This window comes from Microbacterium sp. (assembly GCF_044340635.1).
In the GTDB taxonomy this organism is placed as follows: domain Bacteria; phylum Actinomycetota; class Actinomycetes; order Actinomycetales; family Microbacteriaceae; genus Microbacterium.
Genome location: NZ_JBIITF010000007.1, coordinates 46,011 through 64,072, shown reverse-complemented (window position 1 = coordinate 64,072; position 18,062 = coordinate 46,011). Strand labels below are relative to the sequence as shown.

The 18,062-nt window shown below is 68.4% G+C and carries 16 protein-coding genes; 4 read left to right on the top strand and 12 right to left on the bottom strand.

Annotation, left to right across the window (positions count from 1 at the left end; translation table 11 throughout):
* Positions 1–55: 55 nt before the first annotated feature.
* Entirely contained in the window at positions 56–1,198 is a 1,143-nt protein-coding gene (locus ACIQ0W_RS08215; RefSeq protein ID WP_396642277.1) for an ice-binding family protein, read from the top strand.
* A gap of 127 nt (positions 1,199–1,325) precedes the next feature.
* On the top strand, positions 1,326–1,514 hold the full coding sequence (locus tag ACIQ0W_RS08210) for a hypothetical protein (protein ID WP_396642276.1): 189 nt from the start codon (positions 1,326–1,328) through the stop codon (positions 1,512–1,514).
* Positions 1,515–1,595: 81 nt separating this feature from the next.
* Here ACIQ0W_RS08210 and msrA read toward each other — a convergent pair whose 3' ends face one another.
* The 3 genes from msrA to ACIQ0W_RS08195 all read right to left on the bottom strand — a co-directional run bounded on the left by msrA (position 1,596) and on the right by ACIQ0W_RS08195 (position 3,734).
* Complete coding sequence (gene msrA / locus ACIQ0W_RS08205; protein ID WP_396642275.1) at positions 1,596–2,141, bottom strand: peptide-methionine (S)-S-oxide reductase MsrA; 546 nt, start codon at positions 2,139–2,141, stop codon at positions 1,596–1,598.
* Positions 2,138–2,629 (bottom strand): peptide-methionine (R)-S-oxide reductase MsrB, encoded by a 492-nt coding sequence (msrB, locus tag ACIQ0W_RS08200; protein WP_396642274.1) that lies wholly within the window; start codon positions 2,627–2,629, stop codon positions 2,138–2,140. The genes msrA and msrB overlap by 4 nt, the downstream gene beginning before the upstream one ends.
* 112 nt (positions 2,630–2,741) lie before the next feature.
* Positions 2,742–3,734: an NADP-dependent oxidoreductase gene (locus ACIQ0W_RS08195; RefSeq protein ID WP_396642273.1), complete on the bottom strand. Its 993-nt coding sequence runs from the start codon at positions 3,732–3,734 to the stop codon at positions 2,742–2,744.
* Between the two features lie 146 nt (positions 3,735–3,880).
* On the opposite strand from ACIQ0W_RS08195, the gene ACIQ0W_RS08190 reads away from it, so the two are divergent.
* On the top strand, positions 3,881–5,497 hold the full coding sequence (locus ACIQ0W_RS08190) for an FAD-dependent oxidoreductase (protein WP_396642272.1): 1,617 nt from the start codon (positions 3,881–3,883) through the stop codon (positions 5,495–5,497).
* A 10-nt stretch (positions 5,498–5,507) separates the two neighbouring features.
* Here ACIQ0W_RS08190 and ACIQ0W_RS08185 read toward each other — a convergent pair whose 3' ends face one another.
* The 8 genes from ACIQ0W_RS08185 to ACIQ0W_RS08150 all read right to left on the bottom strand — a co-directional run bounded on the left by ACIQ0W_RS08185 (position 5,508) and on the right by ACIQ0W_RS08150 (position 15,558).
* A complete protein-coding gene (locus ACIQ0W_RS08185) occupies positions 5,508–7,025 on the bottom strand; it encodes an alpha-N-arabinofuranosidase (protein WP_396642271.1) in 1,518 nt (505 codons plus the stop codon).
* Complete coding sequence (locus ACIQ0W_RS08180; RefSeq protein ID WP_396642270.1) at positions 7,022–8,107, bottom strand: Gfo/Idh/MocA family protein; 1,086 nt, start codon at positions 8,105–8,107, stop codon at positions 7,022–7,024. The genes ACIQ0W_RS08185 and ACIQ0W_RS08180 overlap by 4 nt, the downstream gene beginning before the upstream one ends.
* A complete protein-coding gene (locus ACIQ0W_RS08175) occupies positions 8,080–8,787 on the bottom strand; it encodes a ThuA domain-containing protein (RefSeq protein WP_396642269.1) in 708 nt (235 codons plus the stop codon). Before ACIQ0W_RS08175 ends, ACIQ0W_RS08180 begins: the two co-directional genes overlap by 28 nt.
* Positions 8,784–9,968, bottom strand: coding sequence for a Gfo/Idh/MocA family protein (locus tag ACIQ0W_RS08170; protein ID WP_396642268.1), 1,185 nt, complete (start codon positions 9,966–9,968; stop codon positions 8,784–8,786). Before ACIQ0W_RS08170 ends, ACIQ0W_RS08175 begins: the two co-directional genes overlap by 4 nt.
* Positions 9,969–10,056: 88 nt before the next feature.
* A complete protein-coding gene (locus ACIQ0W_RS08165; RefSeq protein ID WP_396642267.1) occupies positions 10,057–12,360 on the bottom strand; it encodes a glycoside hydrolase family 3 N-terminal domain-containing protein in 2,304 nt (767 codons plus the stop codon).
* Positions 12,357–13,244, bottom strand: coding sequence for a carbohydrate ABC transporter permease (locus tag ACIQ0W_RS08160; RefSeq protein WP_396642266.1), 888 nt, complete (start codon positions 13,242–13,244; stop codon positions 12,357–12,359). The genes ACIQ0W_RS08165 and ACIQ0W_RS08160 overlap by 4 nt, the downstream gene beginning before the upstream one ends.
* A complete protein-coding gene (locus ACIQ0W_RS08155; protein WP_396642265.1) occupies positions 13,241–14,260 on the bottom strand; it encodes a carbohydrate ABC transporter permease in 1,020 nt (339 codons plus the stop codon). The genes ACIQ0W_RS08160 and ACIQ0W_RS08155 overlap by 4 nt, the downstream gene beginning before the upstream one ends.
* Positions 14,261–14,271: 11 nt before the next feature.
* Complete coding sequence (locus ACIQ0W_RS08150) at positions 14,272–15,558, bottom strand: ABC transporter substrate-binding protein (RefSeq protein WP_396642264.1); 1,287 nt, start codon at positions 15,556–15,558, stop codon at positions 14,272–14,274.
* A 139-nt stretch (positions 15,559–15,697) separates the two neighbouring features.
* Here ACIQ0W_RS08150 and ACIQ0W_RS08145 point away from each other — a divergent pair, with 139 nt between their 5' ends.
* On the top strand, positions 15,698–16,732 hold the full coding sequence (locus ACIQ0W_RS08145) for a LacI family DNA-binding transcriptional regulator (RefSeq protein ID WP_396642263.1): 1,035 nt from the start codon (positions 15,698–15,700) through the stop codon (positions 16,730–16,732).
* Here the strand turns inward: ACIQ0W_RS08145 and ACIQ0W_RS08140 are convergent.
* A complete protein-coding gene (locus ACIQ0W_RS08140) occupies positions 16,705–18,042 on the bottom strand; it encodes a DUF6716 putative glycosyltransferase (protein WP_396642262.1) in 1,338 nt (445 codons plus the stop codon). The two genes, ACIQ0W_RS08145 and ACIQ0W_RS08140, sit on opposite strands and share 28 nt — an antisense overlap.
* Positions 18,043–18,062 lie beyond the last annotated feature (20 nt).

Here is an 18,062-nt window from a genome sequence, read left to right as displayed (position 1 = left end):
CGTGTTTGACCGGGGTCCTCGGCGTTTCCCTCCTGACTAGGAAGGGACCTCGACCATGGTCCAAAAGTTCGCTCACCGCAGCGCAGTCCTCCTCGCCTCCATCGCCGTCATCGGCATCGCGATCCTGCCGACCGCAGCGTACGCAGCCGATGGGCCTATCGATCTCGGTACGGCGGACACGTTCGCGGTGCTGGGTGGATCGGAAGTCACGTTCGCGGCGACCGGCCCGACCACCGTCATCGGTGACGTCGGCGTGAGCCCGGGCACATCCGTCACCGGCCAGGAGAACCTGGTCCAGACGGGGGGCTCGGTCTACGCTCCGCCGTCCCTGGTCGACCAAGCGAAGAGCGACCTCGGCACCGCGTATGGCGTTGCGGACGGTCTCAGTCCGGACGTGATCGATCTCGGAGACCTGGCCGGACAGTCACTCGACCCAGGAGTTTACGAGGGCGAGCTCTCGCTCACTGGCACGCTAACGCTCGCAGGCGACGCGAACTCGTACTGGGTTTTCCAAGCCCGCTCGAGTCTCATCGTCGGCAGTGACGCCGAAGTCATCCTGACCGGCGGCGCGAACTCGTGCAACGTGTTCTGGCAGGTACCCACCTCTGCGACGATCGATGGCAGCGAGCTCTTCGTCGGCACCGTCATGGCCAACCAGGCAATTACCGTCACGTCGGGCGCGACGATCCAGGGACGACTGCTTGCCCTCAACGCCGCGGTTACTCTCGACAACGACACGATCACCCGTCCCTCCGATTGTGACAACGTCAGCCCGACGATCACGTCGGCCGGCCCCACGGCGGGCACCGCGGGCACGGAGTACTCGTACACCGTCACCGCGTCTGGAACGCCGACCCCCACCTACACGATCTCGGGCGGCACGCTGCCGACGGGCCTCGGCCTGGACGCGACGAGCGGCACCATCTCGGGAACCCCGACCACTCCGGGCACCTACACCTTCGCGGTGACCGCATCGAACGGGACAACTCCCGATGCATCCGCGACGTACACCGTCGTGATCGCCGCGCCCCTGATCGCCGCGCAGCCCGCGGCGGCGGAGGCCGTGGCGGCGGGCGAACAACTCGCGGAGTCGGGCTCCGATCTGACACTTCCGATCGTGCTCGGCGGCGCGCTCCTGGCCGCCGGTGCGGCATTCTTCTTCATCGCGCGGGGTGCGCGAATCGCCCGTCGACGCTAGGGCCGTCGCGGACCGGCCTGCGGGCCGGTTCGCAACGAAAGCCTTGTCATTTATGACAGGTTTCTCATATAGTTCTCATATACCTACCGGCTCTGGGGAGTTTACGGGGAGAAAGTGACGGCGTTCCATGTCGTCTATCGTCACGAGCGAACCCGCCCGCGTCACCCCCACCGAGGCGTGGGTTCGCGAGTACGCCGTCGAGCGGGCCGAGGGCACCTCGGCGCTCCGCGGACTCGTCGTCGGAGCCGTACTCAGCCTTCCCCTGTGGGCACTTCTCATCGTGGGCGGCAGCGCGCTGCTTTCGAACCTGTCCTGATCCCTCACTCAACGAAGAAGCCCGCCGCAGAGTGTGCGGCGGGCTTCTTCGTTCACGCTTCAGGCGACGTGCGTGCGTGCGTCAGACGCTGGCGGATGCCTCGCGCTTCGGCAGCACCCATCCCCGGCGGGGGAAGTGGCAGGTGTAACCGTTCGGGATGCGCAGCAGGTAGTCCTGGTGCTCGGGCTCGGCCTCCCAGAACGGACCCGCGGGCTCGATCGTCGTGACGGCCTTGCCCGGCCAGAGACCCGAGGCGTCCACGTCGGCGATCGTGTCGCGCGCGACGCTCTCCTGCTCGGGGCTGAGGGGGAAGATCGTCGAGCGGTAGCTCGATCCGATGTCGTTGCCCTGGCGGTTCAGGGTTGACGGGTCGTGGATCTGGAAGAAGAACGCGAGGATGTCGCGGTACGTCGTCTTCGTCGGGTCGAACACGATCTCGACCGCCTCAGCGTGACCCGGGTGGTTGCGGTAGGTCGCGTGCTCGTTCTGCCCACCCGTGTAGCCGACACGCGTGTCGAGCACACCGGGCTGGCGGCGGATCAGGTCCTCCATGCCCCAGAAACAGCCACCGGCAAGGACGGCCGTCTCGGTTCCAGGGGTGCGGGTGATGCTTCCGTCATCGGTCATGATGTCTGCTCCTGAGTTGTCGTCGTGGTGTCGGTAGCGCCGGTGCCGCCGAAGAGGGCGCGGAACTCACCGTAACCCTCGGCCTCGAGCTGCGCGACGGGGATGAATCGCAGCGCGGCCGAGTTCATGCAATAGCGCAGCCCGCCCGCGTCGCGGGGACCGTCGTCGAAGACGTGGCCCAGGTGGCTGTCGGCACCGGCCGAGCGCACCTCGGTGCGCTTCATCCACAGCGTCCGGTCGACCTTCTCGGTGACGGCAGCCGAGTCGATCGGGCGGGTGAAGCTCGGCCAACCGCTCCGACTGTCGTACTTGTCGGTGGACGAGAAGAGCGGCTGCCCCGACACGACGTCGACGTAGATGCCCTGCTCGTGGTGATCCCAGTACTTGTTGCGGAAGGCGGGCTCGGTGCCCTCTTCCTGCGTCACCCGGTACTGCTCCGGGGTGAGGCGCGAAAGCGCCTCGGGAGTCTTGCGATAGTCGTTCGCCACGGTTCCTCCTCGCTCAGACGCGGCTGGCTGTCGCGTCATAGAAGAGAACGGAAGAGTGCGCCATTTTGGTCCCGCGAAGCTGGGAGCGAGCCGTGAGTTCGGATGCGCCCACTCAGCCCGCCGCTTCGTGCACATCGCGCGCCCTCAGCGTGCGGAAGGTCGTGACCATGTTCGTCCCGATCAGCACCTTTCCCCGCGAGTGCAGCTTCTGCAGGTCGGCGTAGGCCTCCCTGATCTCGTCCAGCGGGTAGAGGCCGGAGATCAGGAGCGTGAAACCCCGAGCCTGCGCGAGGACCGCCAAGCGCGACAACAGCTGCGTGCCGTACGCGACGGACTCGGGGTCGGCCTGCAGCAGCCGCAGCTCGGTTTCGCGGCGATCCGCGCTCGATCGGTGCCGTTTCTCGGGCAGCCCGAGCTCTTCGGCGAGCGTTGACCCATCCTGACCGAAATTGTCGATCAACGCCGTGATGGGTGCGCCCGCCGCGGCCTTGCGGATCCGGTCGGCGATCCCGTCCCCGTACCGCACGGGCTTGATGCCGAGCTGGCGCAGGTAGTCGAAGTTCCGGTCGCCGCACGTGCCGATCACCGTCGCTCCGCGGTGCTTCGCGAGTTGCGCTTGGATGCTTCCCACTCCCCCCGCGGCCGCCGAGATGACGACGGTGTCGGACGGTCCGATCTTGAGCTGATCCAGGATGTCGAGCGCCGTCGCCCCCGCCAGGAACATGCCGCCCGCCGCTTCCCAGCTGACGCCTCGAGGCTTCGGCACGAGCGCGGCGACGGGGACGTTCACGAACGTCGCGTGGGCTCCGGATCGGACGTGACCGATGACATCCGATCCCACCCGAAACGGCGCGGCCTGGTCGCCGACCGCGACCACGACGCCGGAGAAGTCGCTGCCGGATCTGCGCGGCCACGGTTCATCCCAGTCCGCCTCGTTGCCCGACCGGATGAAACCGTCGATGTGGCTGATCCCGGCGCAGATGATCCGGACGGTCACCTCGCGATGCCCGGGCGGCGGCAGCGGGCGCGGTCGCGATTCGAGCACCTCGACCCCTCCCGCGCGGTCGTACTCGACGGTGGTCGTCTGATCCGGCTTCTTTGCCATGATCATCCCTACCTTTCGGTCTGGGCTGCAGTGAGGTCTCAGAGAGTTATTCGGCGCGAGCGGCCGTTTCGGATGCAGGCTTTCGACGAAAAGAGGAATCTGCCAGCATCCGTTCCCCACCCGCTGCGCGTGACTACCCTGTGCACATGGGTTCAGAAATCCAGATGCCGACGCTGACGACCGCGCAGTGGCAACGGATGCTCACGTACGGGACCGCGCAGCAGACGGAGGTCGGAGACTTCGTCTTCCGTTCGGGAGATGCCGAGTACGACCTGATCCTGGTCGATTCCGGCGAGGTGGAGGTCGTGCGCGACGCCCTGGGGTGGCTCGACGAAGCGGTGATCGCTCCGATGGGTCCGCGGAGCTTCGTGGGCGAGCTGGGATTGCTCAACGGCCAGGGCGCGTTCCTCTCCGCGCGGGTCACCCGGGCGGGCACCGTTTATCGCGTCACCCGTGCCGGCCTTCGCCGGCTCATGGCCGAGGACGACGAGTTGTGCGACATCGTCCTCCACGCGCTCTGGGCTCGGCGAGAAGGCCTGCGACGCGGGCCGGCGGCGCTCACCCTCAAACTGGTGGGCACGGGTTCATCACCCGAACTGATGTCGCTCCGCCGCTTCGCCGAGCGACTCGACCTGGTGTATTCGGCGCACGAGATCACACCTGACGACCGTGAGTACTTCAACCACCATGACTTCGCCGAAGACGACCTGCCCGTCGCCTTCATCCAGGGCGAACCCCTCGTGCGTGCCACCCCGGGACTCGTCGCGGACCGCCTCGGGCTGAGCTACCAGGGCGTGGCGGACGCTGTCGTCGACCTGGTCGTCGTCGGGGCCGGTCCCGCGGGTCTCGCCGCCGCGATCTACGGCGCGTCCGAGGGCCTGTCGACCGTCCTGCTCGACGCGGTTGCACCGGGAGGGCAAGCGGCCACGACCTCGCGCATCGAGAACTTTCTGGGCTTTCCGTTCGGCGTGAGCGGCGAGGATCTGATCGGGCAGGCGTCGCTGCAGGCCCTCAAGTTCGGGGTGCGCGTCTACGCCCCCTGTGAGGCGGTCGACCTCACGCCCGTCGGCGACCTGCTCGACGTCACGCTGACCGATGGCCGCGTCATCCGTGCCCGCAGTGCGATCGTGACCTCGGGCGCCGCGTATCGGCGGCTCCCGCTCGAGCGCTGGCCGGACTTCGAAGGGGCGGGCATCTACTACGCCGCGACTCAGCTCGAGCTGCGCCAGGTGCTCGAATCCCCCGTGGTCGTCGTGGGCGGGGCGAACTCGGCCGGGCAGGCGTCGCTGTATCTGGCGGCGAACGGCTGCCCCGTGCGCCTGGTCGTCCGAGGCGATCACCTCGGCGGCCGGATGTCGTCGTACCTGGTCGATCGTCTGCTCGAGGACCCTCGGGTCGAGGTCCACACCGAATCCCGCGTCATCGGGCTGGGCGGCGACTCGTCGCTCGAACGGGTCAGTATCGACAGTGTCGGAGAGGTGAGCGCGCGCGGCCTCTTCTGCTTCATCGGTGCAGATCCCGCCACGTCGTGGCTGTCGTCGCTCGATCGCGACGGCGACGGATTCTTGCGGACGGGCGTCGACATCTCGGCGCTCGGCATGCAGTGGCGCGCGCTGGGCCGCGAACCCCTCCCCTTCGAGACATCCCTGCCCCGCGTGTTCGCCGCCGGGGACGTGCGGCGCGGGTCGATGAAGCGGGTCGCGGCCGCCGTCGGCGAGGGGTCGAGCGCCGTCGCCTCCGTGCACCGGGCGCTGGCGGGCTGACCCGGTCAGGTCACGACAGGTCGAGCTCGATCGTCGCGAACGAGTGCGGCGGCATCCGGAGCCGCAGCACACCGCCCTCGAGGGTCGTGTCGAGCGGTCGGGGCGCGACCCGCGGATTGTCGCCCGGCGCGTTGAACGCGTCCGGCGCGTCGCCCGTCAACACCCGCGCCCGGCGCACGCTCGCCCCACGGCCCCGCAGGTCGATCGACACGTCGAGCGAGTCGTCGACCGCGAGGTGCGTGAGCGAGATGAGCGCCCCCTCGTCCTTCGTCGACGCCGACATCGACAGCAGCGCCAGCTCCGTGCTCGCGACCGGCGCCGCGGGCACCTCGAGCACGTGCGCGCTCAGCTGCGCCGCATCCTGGTGCCCCTTGTTCATCTCGAACACGTGGTACGTCGGGGTCAGCACGAGCTTGTCGCCGTCCGTCAGTACCATCGCCTGCAGCACGTTGACGGTCTGGGCGATGTTCGCCATCGAGATCCGGCGGGCGTGGCGATGGAAGGCGTCGAAATGGATGCCCGCGACGAGAGCGTCTCGCACGGTGTTCTGCTGGAACAGGAAGCCGGGGTTCGTTCCCTCTTCGACGTTCCACCACGTGCCCCACTCATCGCAGACGAGCCCGATGCGGCCGTCGGGATCGTACGAGTCCATCACCGCGACATGTCCGCGGATGAGCCGTTCGATCTCGGAGGCGTAGGCGAGCGTCGCGTAGTACTGCTCGGTGGTGAAGCCGGCGGCATCCTCCGTGTTTATGCCCGTACCGGAATGCGTATAGAAGTGGAACGAGATCGCCTGGTAAACGGGCTCGGCCCCCATCGTGCACCCCGCGCACTCGGTCACCGATTTCATCAGCGTGCGGGTCCACTCCAGGTCACCTTCGTTCGCACCCGCGGCGATCCGCGTCAGCGTGTTGCCCCCGTGGTCGCGGCAGAACGTGGCGTAACGCCGGGCCTCGTCCGCGTAGTGTCCGGCGGACATGTTGCCGCCGCATCCCCAGGCCTCGTTCCCCAGGCCCCAGAACGGCACCTTCCACGGTTCGGCGCGACCGTTCTCGCGCCGAAGACGGGCCATCGGACTGTCGTCGTCGCGCGTCAGGTACTCGACCCAGTCAGCCATCTCCTGCACGGTGCCGCTACCGAGGTTGCCGTTCACATACGCATCGGTGCCGAGCAGATCACACAGGTCCATGAACTCGTGGGTGCCGAAGTGGTTGTTCTCGAGCACGTCACCCCAGTTGGTGTTCGCGATCGCCGGACGTGACTCACGAGGCCCGACGCCGTCCTTCCAGTGATACGTGTCGGCGAAGCATCCGCCGGGCCAACGCAGGTTCGGGATGTCGAGCGCCCGCAGCGCCTCGACGATGTCGAGACGGATGCCGCGCTCGTTCGGAATCGGTGAATCCTCGCCCACCCAGAATCCGTCGTAGATGCACCGGCCCAGGTGCTCGGCGAAGTGGCCGTAGATGTGCCGGTTGATCCGGTGACCGGTCACGTCGAGGTCGATGACGGCGCGTGCGTAGGAGGTCATGTCGTGCTCCATTCGTCGTGGGACGTGAGGGGGACGAGCGGGGGACGCGGGGCGGTCGTCCGCAGGGTGATCCGGCGGCCCTCGCGGGCGGAATCGAGGAGGGCCGTCATGATCTCGAGGACGTGCAGCGCCATCGCTCCGCTCGCGCGATCGCCGCCGCGCAGGAAGTCGATGACGCCGATCCCGCGTCCGGCGCCCTCATATCCAGCGCTCGGCGGAAGTGCGGTCCAGGACTCCTGACCGAGACCTCGCACGCGTACTTCGCCCTCGAACAGGTTCGGGTCCGGGGCCGTCAGGCTTCCCGCCTCGCCGTGGACCTCGAGCGGTGCCGCGGTGGTCGCCGCCGCGTCGAAGCTGAACGTGACGGTCGACACGGCGCCGCCGACATGCTCGAGCACGCCGGCCACATGCGTGTCGACCTCGACCGGGATGATCTCGCCGAGGCGCGGCCCCGAACCGATGCGCCGGGCGTCGCGCGTGCGCGACGACGACCCCGATACCCGCGCGACCGGCCCCAGCAGGTGCACGAGCGAGGTGAGGTAGTAGGGGCCCATATCCAACAGGGGGCCGCCGCCGTCGCGGTAGTAGAAGTCGGGGTGCGGATGCCATGCCTCGTGCCCCGCTGAGACCCACGTCGCCGAGGCAGCCGTGGGACGGCCGATGGCGCCCGAGTCGACCGCGTCGCGCGCGGTCTGGATCCCCGTGCCGAGCACGGTGTCGGGTGCCGCCCCGATCCACGCGGTACCCGCGGCATCCATCATCCCGGCCGTCTCGACGAACGTCGCCGCGAGCGGCTTCTCGCCGTACACGTTCTTGTCGCGCGCCAGAGCGGCGAGCGCGACCTCGGCGTGGGCTGCGGGGATCGTGAGGTTGATCACCGTCTGCACGGCCGGGTCGGCGACGAGCTCACCGACGGTCAGGGCGCGACAGCCGGGGATCTCGGCAGCGACCGCTGCGGCACGGGCGGCATCCAGGTCGGCTGTCGCGACGATCCGGATGCCCGGCAGACCCTGCAGCGTCGCCAGGTACTGGCGCGAGATGACCCCCAGCCCGACTATGCCGATTCCGTGCGGCTGGCCCACAGCATCCCCCGTTCGATGATCGTCCGGACGTTGTCGTCGCGCAGGACATCGAGGCTGTGCCCGGGTGTCGCGACGAAAACACGACCCGCGCCCCACAGCCGCGTCCACACCGCGGGCGACGTGATGGGGCGATGCCACGGATGGTACGGCTGAACCGGATGCGTCGTGGTCGCGAGCACGTCGATCAGATCGTCGTGCAGCACCCAGTACTGCTCCGTGTTGAGCGTGAAGTCCTCGAGCCCGGCCATGATGTCGTGCTCGCGGCCCAGGTCGGTGAGTTCGATCGCGTGCGGCAGGAAGCTGTCGGTTTCATCCCCGGCACAGATGTCCGGATGCTTCGAGGGGTGGGTCGCGAACTGCCCCCCGATCAACTGCAGGTAATCGGAGGTGTTCCGGTACGAGTCGGCGATGCCGCCGTGCCATCCGGCGAGCCCCGTGCCACGCTCGACCGCCGTCCGTAAGCCAGCGAACGCCTCGCGCGAAATCTCGGACATCGTCACCGATTGCACGATGAGGTCCGTGTCGGACATCGCGGCCTCGTCGGCATACACCTCGTTCGAGCCCTCGATGCGAACCGCGAATCCGTGACTCTCGAGGAAGGGGACGAACAGGTCCGTCGCCTCCACCGGGCTGTGCCCGTCCCACCCCCCGCGGACGATGAGTGCCCTGCGTGCGGTCATGCGTTCTCTCCTTCGACGGCGACATACGTGCTCTGCTGGGCGGCGCTCCGTTCGACCGCGGCGAGCACCCGCTGCACGCGGGCCGCCTCGGCGAACGTCGGGGCGACCTCTCCGTCGCCCGCGATGGCGTTCACGAGGTCGACGACCTGGTGCGTGAACAGGTGCTCGTACCCGAGACCGTGGCCCGCGGGCCACCAGGCGTCGGCATACGGATGCTCCGGTTCGTTCGCTTGAATCCGTCGGAAACCCTGCTCGCCCAGCGGGTCCTCCGCGTCGTAGAAGTCGAGCTCGTTCATCGAGCGGAAGTCGAAAGCGACCGATCCGCGGTCGCCGTTGACCTCGATGCGGTTGGAGTTGCGGTGTCCGGTCGCCAGACGGGTCGCCTCGAACACGCCCAGAGCCCCACCGGCGAACTCCGCGGTGAACGCGGCCGCGTCATCGACGGTCACAGCACGACGCTGCGCATCGACCCGAGCCCGCCCGCCCAGCCCGACCTGCTCGTCCAGCACGGGTCGCGTGGGGACGAAGGTGCGGAGCATCGCCGAAACCCCGACGATGTCGTCGCCCGTCAGCCACTGCGCCGTATCGATGCTGTGCGCTCCGATGTCCCCGAGCGTGCCGGATCCCGCCCGATCCTTGTCGAGTCGCCACGTGAAGGGAGCCTCCGGATCCCTCAACCAGTCCTGCAGGTACTGGGCCCGCACGTGCCGGACTTCGCCGATCCGGCCGTCCGCCACCATTCGCCGCGCGAGAGCGAGCGCGGGCGTACGTCGATAGCTGAAACCGCACATGCTGACGATGCCGCGCGCGGTCGCGGCGTCCGCGGCGGCCACCATCCTCTCGGCATCGGCGACACCGTTCGCGAGCGGCTTCTCGCACATCACGTGTTTGCCCGCGGCGAGCGCGACGAGCGCGATCTCGGCGTGCGTGTCGCCCGGAGTGCAGATGTCGACGACGTCGATGTCATCGCGCTCAATCACACTCCGCCAGTCCGTCGCCGCCTCGTCGAAGCCCCAGCGCGACGCGGCCCCCGCGGTCCGTTCCGCATCCGTCCCCACGAGCACCCGCAAAGCAGGAGTCCGCGGCAGGTCGAAGAATCGATGGGCGCTCCGCCACGCATGGGCGTGCATCCGCCCCATGAATCCGGTGCCGATGACGGCGACGCGCAGATGCTCGGTCACAGGTGTTGTCCTCTCTGTAGCGCATGCATGAGCGCGCCGGGATTCTCTGTCGCCATCCTTCCCGACGAGAGGGGACGACGACCGGTGCTCAGACGCGCGTCGGGTCGCCTACCGCCGCGGTCTGGACCCGGACGATCAGACGATCCTCCGTACCGACGCGGTGATCCGGGCCGACGATGTCGACGACCGTCTCGGTCTCGCGTTCGGCGCAGGATGCCCCGACCCAGACCTCGATCGTTCCGGCCTCGACGATGCGAAACCCCTCCCGTCCGGTGAACGCCAGCCGCGAGGTCGGAACCGTGAAGGTCACGACGGCGGACTCCCCCGGCTCGAGGGAAATGCGCTCGAACGCGAGCAGTTGCGCGACCGGTCGGGTCACGCTGGCGTACACATCGTGCGCGTACAGCTGGACGACATCCGTCCCGGCGCGGGTACCGACGTTGGTCACGCGGACGCTCGCCTCGAATTCCCCCTCGGCGGGCACAGCCGCCGGGGTCGTGAGCGCCGAGCGCTCGAACCGGGTGTAGGTCAGGCCGTGTCCGAAGGGCAGGACGGGGGCGTTGTCTGCGCTCGTGACGGGACTCGGACCGCCGAGCATCGGGTGCAGGTACGAGTACGGCTGCGCCCCCGCCGAACGCGGCAGCGACACCGGCAGACGACCCGAGGGCGCAACTCGACCCGATAGGACGCCCGCGAGCGCCCCACCGCCCTCTTCACCGGGGAAGAATGCCTGCACGACCGCGGCCGGCGCATCAGCACCCTCGACGGCCCACGCGAGGGCGTAGGGGCGACCCGTGAGAAGCGTCAGGATGACCGGGGTCCCCGTTGCCGCGACCGCCTCGACGAGCTCGCGCTGCACGCCGGGCAGATCCAGCGACTCGACGTCGTTGCCCTCCCCCACCGTGCCTCGCCCGAACAACCCGGCGCGGTCGCCGACGACCACGATCGCAACGTCCGCAGACGCGGCCGCCTCGACAGCCGCAGCGAACCCCGTGCGGTCTTCTCCCTCGACCGCGCAACCGGCAGCGTGCGAGATCGACGCATCCGGAAACTCCGTCCGCAGCCGATCGAGGACGCTCGGGATCTCGAACCCGAGAGGCACCCCCGGGTGATGCGCGAGCACGTGGTTCGCGAACGAGTAGCACCCCATCAGAGCCTCGGGCGAGTCGGCGTTCGGACCGATGACCGCGATGCGCGACGGTGCCTGCAGGGGCAAGGTGCCGTCGTTGGTGAGCAGGACGAGGGATTCCTCGGCCAGCCGCCGAGCGAGAGCCCGGTGGCGGGGCGAGTCGAGGTCGACATCAGCGGGTGGCTCGTCGAAGGTCTCATCGAGCAACCCGAGTTCGTCCTTCTGCGCCAGCACCCGCAAGACGGCACGATCGACGAGTCCCTCGTCGGCGAGCCCCGCACGGATGCGTTCGGCCAACGGAGCCAGGAACGCGTGCCCGGTCGGGAGCTCGACGTCGATCCCGGCGGCGAGGGCCAACTCCGCGGCCTGCCCGAGGTCGGCGGCGATCGCGTGCATCGTGTGCAGGAACGCGACCGAGAAGTAGTCCGAGACCACGACGCCGTCGAATCCCCACTCGTCGCGGAGGATCCCCGTCAGGTAGTCGGGCACGCCGCCCACCGGCAGACCGTCGATCTCGGCGTAAGAGTTCATCACCGATCGCACCCCGCCCTCTCGAACGGCCATCTCGAACGGCGGCAGCAGGACGTCCCGCACCTCGCGGGATCCGGCGTGGACCGGGGCGTGGTTGCGTCCAGACCTCGACCCGGAATACCCGACGAAGTGCTTCAGCGTCGCGTGCACGCCCGCCGACTGCAGGCCGCGCACATAGGCCGTACCGAGCAGCCCGACGACGTAGGGGTCTTCGGCGATGCACTCATCGACCCGTCCCCACCGGGCGTCACGGATGACGTCGAGGACGGGCGCGAGTCCCTGATGGATGCCCAGCTCGCGCATCGACCCGCCGATCGCCTGTCCGACCTCCTCCACGAGCTCCGCATCGAACGAGGCCCCCCACGCCAGCGGCGTCGGGTATGTGGCGGCCTTCCATGCCGCAAGCCCCGTCAGACACTCTTCGTGCACGATCGCCGGGATGCCGAGGCGGGTGTTCTCACGCAGATACCGCTGCTGTTGCCACAGCCACTGCGCCCGCTCGACGGGGTCCACCGGCCGGGTGCCGTACACCCGGGTGAGATGGCCGATGCCGTCGACGATCGCCTGCTCGTACTGCGCCGCGACCGACATCTCGCCGGCCATCGGCGCGACGGCCTCATCACCCTTGTCGACCCAGAATCCGACCAGTTGCGCGAGCTTCTCTTCGAGCGTCATGCGCGCGAGAAGTTCCCGTACCCGGGCCGACGCCGCAGGTACATCCACCGTGCTCATCCCTTTACCGCTCCCGTCAGACCGCCGACGATGCGGCGCTCGAAAATGCTGAAGAACAGCAGGGCCGGCAGCATCGACAGCGCCGTGAACGCCATGACCTTCGCCGTATCGACCGAGTACTGCGACGAGAAGCTCTGCACCCCCAGCGGGAGCGTGAACATCGCGTCGTTGTTCAGGATGAACAGCGGCAGCAGGTACGCGTTCCAACTGCCGATGAACGCCAGGATGCCGGTGGTGATCACCCCGGGCATCGACAACCGCACCACCATCCGCCAGAAGAACCCCAGCCGGCTGCAGCCGTCGATGAACGCGGCCTCCTGGATCTCGTCCGGGATGGCACGCAGGAACGGCACCAGGATGATGATGGTGACCGGCAGGGCGAACGCGATCTGCGGCAGGATGATGCCCCCGAGCGAGTTCATCAGCCCGAGGTTTCTCACCATGATGTAGAGCGGTGTGATCGCCACCGTCAGGGGGAACATCAGCCCCGCGGCGAACAGCGCGTAGAGGACTCCGCGGCCACGGAACGAGTAACGCGCCAGCACGTAGCTCGCCATCAGCCCGAGGGTCACGGCACCGACGGCGGTTGCGACCGCGACGATCGTGGAGTTCAGCACCTGCTGCCAGAACACCCCGCCCGTGAGCACATCCAGGTAGTTGTTGACGTTCCACACGGAGGGGAACCCGGCCGGATCGGTCGTGATCTCGGAGTTCGTGCGGAACCCGCCGATGATGATGTAGATCACCGGACCGAGCATGAGCGCGATCACGACCAGCGCGACGAACCACACCCCGGGGTTTCCGCGGGCACGGTTGGCCGCACCGCGGCTGCGTCCGGTGCGGGATGTCGGACGGGAGACGGTCGGTGCAAGCGTGGCCATCATCGCTTCCCCTCGGTGATCGCGCCGGCCGTGTCACGGCGCAGCACGAAGCGTTGATAGATCAGGGCGACGATCAGCGAGATCACGAACAGCACGACCGCCACGGCATTGCCGTAGCCGAAGTTGCCGGCGTTGCGACCGGTCGCCACCATGTAGGTCGCCATCGTCGAGGTGCCCGCGGTCGCAGCGACGTACTGGCCCCAGATGATGTAGACGAGGTCGAACAGCTGCAGAGCGCCGATGATCGACAGGAACGCCCATATCCGGATGGTCGGGGCCAGCAGGGGAAGCGTGATCGTGCGCTGCATCTGCCAGAAGCTGGCGCCGTCGAGCGCCGCTGCCTCGTACAGCTCCTCGGGGATGCCCTGGAGCCCCGCGAGGAAGAGGATGACGGCGAACCCGATGTACTTCCACGTGATGATCACCATCAGCGTCCAGATCGCGATGTCCGGATTCGACAGCCAGTCCTGCTGGAACGCGCCCAGCCCGAGCTTTTCGAGCATGCCGTTCACGGCGCCGTTGGTCTGGAGCATGAGGCTCCAGCCCGTGCCGACGACGACCTCGGCGATCACGTAGGGAACGAAGATCAGCACACGGATGAGCGACTGCCCGCGCATCCGTCGGTTCAGGAGAAGGGCCAGCAGGATCGCAACGGGTCCCTGCAGGATCAGGGAGAAGACGACGATGAAGCCGTTGTGTCCGAGGGCTTCGATGAAGGCAGGGTCGGTCAGGATGTTGACGTAGTTGCGGAGCCCGATGAAATCGGTCGCCGGGCCGTACCCACCCCAGCTGAAGAAGCCGTAGTAGGCCGCCATCAGCACCGGGAAGATGACGAAGGCCAGGAAGACGACCAGGGCCGGGCCGACGAGGATGAGGACCTCGAGGCGACCCGCCCAGCCGAGCCCGCGCGAGCGGGGCCGGCGCGCCGGGGACGGGGGCGGCGTGTTACCGCCCCCGTCCCCGGCCGCGAGATCCGCCGTCGTGGTCTCCGCCTCGAGGGTGTTCTCGCGATGCGGCATGATGCTGAGCCTTAGGCCCGCGCTGCGGCGTCGTTGACGGCCTGCACGATGTCCTCGGGCGAACCGTTGCCCGCGAGCATGTCGACCACCGCGACGTTCAGAGCGTTGCCGACGTTCTGCCCGTAGCTCGTGTCGAGCCACTGCGGGGCGAACGGGGCCGCGTTGTACGCCTCGATGATCTGCTGCAGGTAGGGCTCGGTCACGGCCTCCTGCGCCACCGTGTTGACCGGCGGAGCGTTGAACGCCTTGTAGTAGTTCGTCTGCACCTCGGCGGTGCCCAGGTAGTTCAGGAAGTCGACGCACGCGTCGGGAGCATCGACCGAGCAGGAGTAGCCGTCTACACCGCCCATGATCGCGCCGGGCTCACCCTCGCCACCCGGAACCTCGGGGAACGGGAACCAGGCCAGGTCGGGCAGCGGCTGCTCGTCCGGCGTCAGACCCGCGATGACTCCCGGGTTCCAGGCGCCCATGAGTTCCATGCCCGCCTGGTGGTTGGCGATCAGACCCGCCGAGCTACCTGCACCCTGCTGGGCCGAGGTAGTCAGGAATCCCTGGTTGAACGGCTCGAGGGCGGCGAGTTCCTGCAGGTCTTCGCCCGCCGTGATCCAGCACTCATCGCTGAAGTCGAGGTCGTCGGCCGCCGACTGGAGCGTCTCGGTGCTGCACTCGCGCAGCGCGAACCAGTAGTACCAGTGCGCGGCCGGCCAGGCGTCCTTCGCGCCGAGAGCGATGGGCGCGATGCCCGCGCCCTTCAGCTGCTCGACCGTCGCGTCGAACTCTTCGATCGTGGTGGGGTTCTCGGTGATCCCGGCCTCGTCGAAGAGGTCCTGGCTGTAGAACAGTCCACCCGGCAGGACGGCGACGGGGAGGGCGTAGATCTTGTCGTCGATCATGCTCGCGTCGTAGGCGGTCTCGGGGATCTCGTCGACCGCGGCGCCCGAGAGGCCGTCGGTGAGGTCCTTCAGCTGCCCGGCCTGCACCATCTCCGCCATCTTGCCGCCGCCTCGCTGCAGGAAGATGTCGGGGGCGTCGCCCGAGTTGAGCGCCGTCTGGAGCTTGCCGTCGAGGTCTTCGTTCTGAACGGTCTGAACCTCGATCGTGACGCCGGGGTTGTCTGCCTCGAAAGCCGCGGCCGTCGTGTCCCAGAACTCCGAGCCGGGTCCGGTCGTGCTGTTGTGCCACAGCGTCATGGCCACGTCTCCGTCGTCTCCGCCGGAGCCGCCACCGCTACAACCGCTGAGCGCGAGAGCGCCGATAACTACTGCTGCTGATCCCACAAGGATCCTGGAAGGCTTCATGTGATTCACCTGTTCTCTTCATTGAGTGGCATCGACCACGCTGCGCGATGCCCTGGGGTACGGTGCCCCAGTGTTACAAGCCGGTCTGAGATCGTCAAACGTTTTCGAAAACAGTTTCCATGTGCGCTACGGTGAGCCGGTGAGCAAGCGAACGACGATCCACGACGTCGCGAAAGCGGCCGGCGTCTCGGTCGCGACCGTCTCGAAGGCGGTGAACGGTCGCTACGGCGTCGCCAGCGCGACGGTCGAGCGCGTCAACGAGGTCGTGCGCGAACTCGGGTACGAGTCGAGCCTCGTGGCAAGCAGCATGCGCTCGCGGGCAACCGGCGTCGTGGGCGTGCTGGTCGCCGATTTCGAACCCTTCAGCGCGGAGATTCTGAAGGGCGTCGGACTCGCGCTTCGCGATTCCCGCTTCGATCTGCTCGCGTACAGCGGTTCGAAGCACGGCCAGAGCGAGGGCTGGGAGCGCCGTTCGTTGTCGCGCCTGAGCGGCACACTGATCGACGCCGCGATCATCGTCACGCCGACCGTCGTGGGAGCATCATCCGAGATCCCCCTCGTCGCGATCGACCCGCACACGGGTCGCGCCGACCTGCCGACCGTCGAATCCGACAGCCTCGAGGGCGCACGGATGGCGACGCGCTATCTCGTCGAACTCGGGCACACCCGCATCGGCTTTCTCGCCGGGCGCCCGGACCTGCGCTCCGCCGTGCTGCGCGAATCGGGGTACCGGCTCGCGCTCAGCGAGGCAGGCATCACGTACGACCCCCATCTGACGCGTGTCGGCATGTACCACCCGCGCACCGCGCGCGACGCCGCGATGGCGCTGCTGCGCATTCCCCGCCCTCCGACGGCGATCTTCGCCGCAAACGACCTCTCGGCCATCGCGATCCTCGAGGTGGCGCATCAGATCGGGCTCGAGGTGCCGCGCGACCTTTCGGTCATCGGATTCGACGACATCCCCGAGGCGTCCCAGTTCTCCTCACCCCTCAGCACGATCCGTCAGCCGATGCGCCGGCTGGGGGCGGAGGCGGCGAAGATGCTCGTGCTGCTCCTGAACGGGGAGCCCTTGCCCGCCACGCATCTCGTGTTGCCGACCCGGCTGGTGCCGCGCGCGACGACCGCACCGCCCCGGACGGACTCCGCTCAGGCCGACTCGAGTCGCCGCCGGTAGTAGGGCCGCAGGATCGGGCGCAGCACGACGCGGGACGGAACACCGATGATCCAGACGACCGTGCCCGCGAGCGAGCGGTCGCGGGAACCGAGGGCCATCCGCCGCTCCCAGACATCCCGCAGCCGTCCGCCGCGACGTGCCCGACCGGGCTTCGCGGGCAACTCCCCCGCGCGACGAAGCTCGACCAGCTGCACGAGCTCCGCGATCCAGTCCTCGTCGACGGGATCGTGGAAATAGTTGCGGTTGAGCCACTCGGTGGGCGGCAGCCGGAAGTCCCTCCGCACCACGTCGTCCTCGGATCCGAGCAGACCACTCCCGACGAACACGGTGTTGATCAGGGAGTCGTCGACGCCGAACGTGTCGAGCGCGATCACCGGGATGCCGCGGGCGATCGCCTCGATCGCGGCCGTGGAGCTGACGGTGACCAGTCCCTCGGCCGCATCGAGGGCCCGAGCCATCGAGTCGGTCGAGATGACGAGGTTCGCCGGCAGCGGGCCCATCCGCCGCAGAAGATCGGGGTAGCCGTGCTTCTGGGCGTGCGTCTGATGCTCGCCCGCGACGGCGCGCTCCTTGACGACGACGCGCCTGCCGGGGTCGGCACGCGCCGCCTCGACCAGGAGGCGGGCGACACGCATCCGGTCGATGCGCTCGCGCGGGACGATCGCCTGTGAAGCGAAAACCAGGTCGGTACCCCGAGGCACGGTCGCTGAGCCTGTCGAAGCGACGACACCGGCGCGCCCTTCGACAGGCTCAGGGAGCGTTGATCGCTCACGGAGCGTTGATCGCTCACGGAGCGTTGGCCGCCCCGCCCTCGCGAAGGGCAGCCCCGCCAGCGCGAAACGTTGGGTCAGACCGCGCTGTCGCGCAAGTGCCGAGAACGCCGCGATCTCGCGCGTCGAGTGCAGCACGAAAAGATCGCACTGGGTGCGGTGCACCATGGCCGCCGTCGTGGCCGGGATCGAAATGCCGGGCAGCCCCGACACGATCACCGGACGCGGATCGAGCGCGGCGACGAGGGCGGTGAGCACACGCACGACGGGCCCGCGAGCGGCCACCAGCACGGCATCCGGGGCGAGCTCACCGAGCGCGCCCGAGAGATCGTCGTACACGATGCGTCGGACCCGCGCCGGATCGAGCCCACTCCCGTCCAGTGCCGCCGCCTGTTGTGCCGGGCTGACGACCAGCGCGGTCTCGACGATCAGCAACCGGACATCCGTTCCCGCGGGTAGCGAGCCGAGCAGCGCCGCCGCCCACTTCACGTACGAATCGGTGTCGGCGAGCGCGACGACCCGGAGCATACCCGCGCTCACGGACGAGCCTTCACGTCAGG

Excerpts from the sequence above, each read along its gene's own strand:
- ACIQ0W_RS08160 (WP_396642266.1), bottom strand. The coding sequence starts at position 13,244 with ATGATGGCCACGCTTGCACCGACCGTCTCCCGTCCGACATCCCGCACC.
- ACIQ0W_RS08190 (WP_396642272.1), top strand. The coding sequence starts at position 3,881 with ATGGGTTCAGAAATCCAGATGCCGACGCTGACGACCGCGCAGTGGCAA.
- msrA (WP_396642275.1), bottom strand. The coding sequence starts at position 2,141 with ATGACCGATGACGGAAGCATCACCCGCACCCCTGGAACCGAGACGGCC.
- ACIQ0W_RS08150 (WP_396642264.1), bottom strand. The coding sequence starts at position 15,558 with ATGAAGCCTTCCAGGATCCTTGTGGGATCAGCAGCAGTAGTTATCGGC.
- ACIQ0W_RS08195 (WP_396642273.1), bottom strand. The coding sequence starts at position 3,734 with ATGGCAAAGAAGCCGGATCAGACGACCACCGTCGAGTACGACCGCGCG.
- ACIQ0W_RS08175 (WP_396642269.1), bottom strand. The coding sequence starts at position 8,787 with ATGACCGCACGCAGGGCACTCATCGTCCGCGGGGGGTGGGACGGGCAC.
- ACIQ0W_RS08155 (WP_396642265.1), bottom strand. The coding sequence starts at position 14,260 with ATGCCGCATCGCGAGAACACCCTCGAGGCGGAGACCACGACGGCGGAT.
- ACIQ0W_RS08210 (WP_396642276.1), top strand. The coding sequence starts at position 1,326 with ATGTCGTCTATCGTCACGAGCGAACCCGCCCGCGTCACCCCCACCGAG.
- ACIQ0W_RS08165 (WP_396642267.1), bottom strand. The coding sequence starts at position 12,360 with ATGAGCACGGTGGATGTACCTGCGGCGTCGGCCCGGGTACGGGAACTT.
- ACIQ0W_RS08215 (WP_396642277.1), top strand. The coding sequence starts at position 56 with ATGGTCCAAAAGTTCGCTCACCGCAGCGCAGTCCTCCTCGCCTCCATC.
- ACIQ0W_RS08185 (WP_396642271.1), bottom strand. The coding sequence starts at position 7,025 with ATGACCTCCTACGCACGCGCCGTCATCGACCTCGACGTGACCGGTCAC.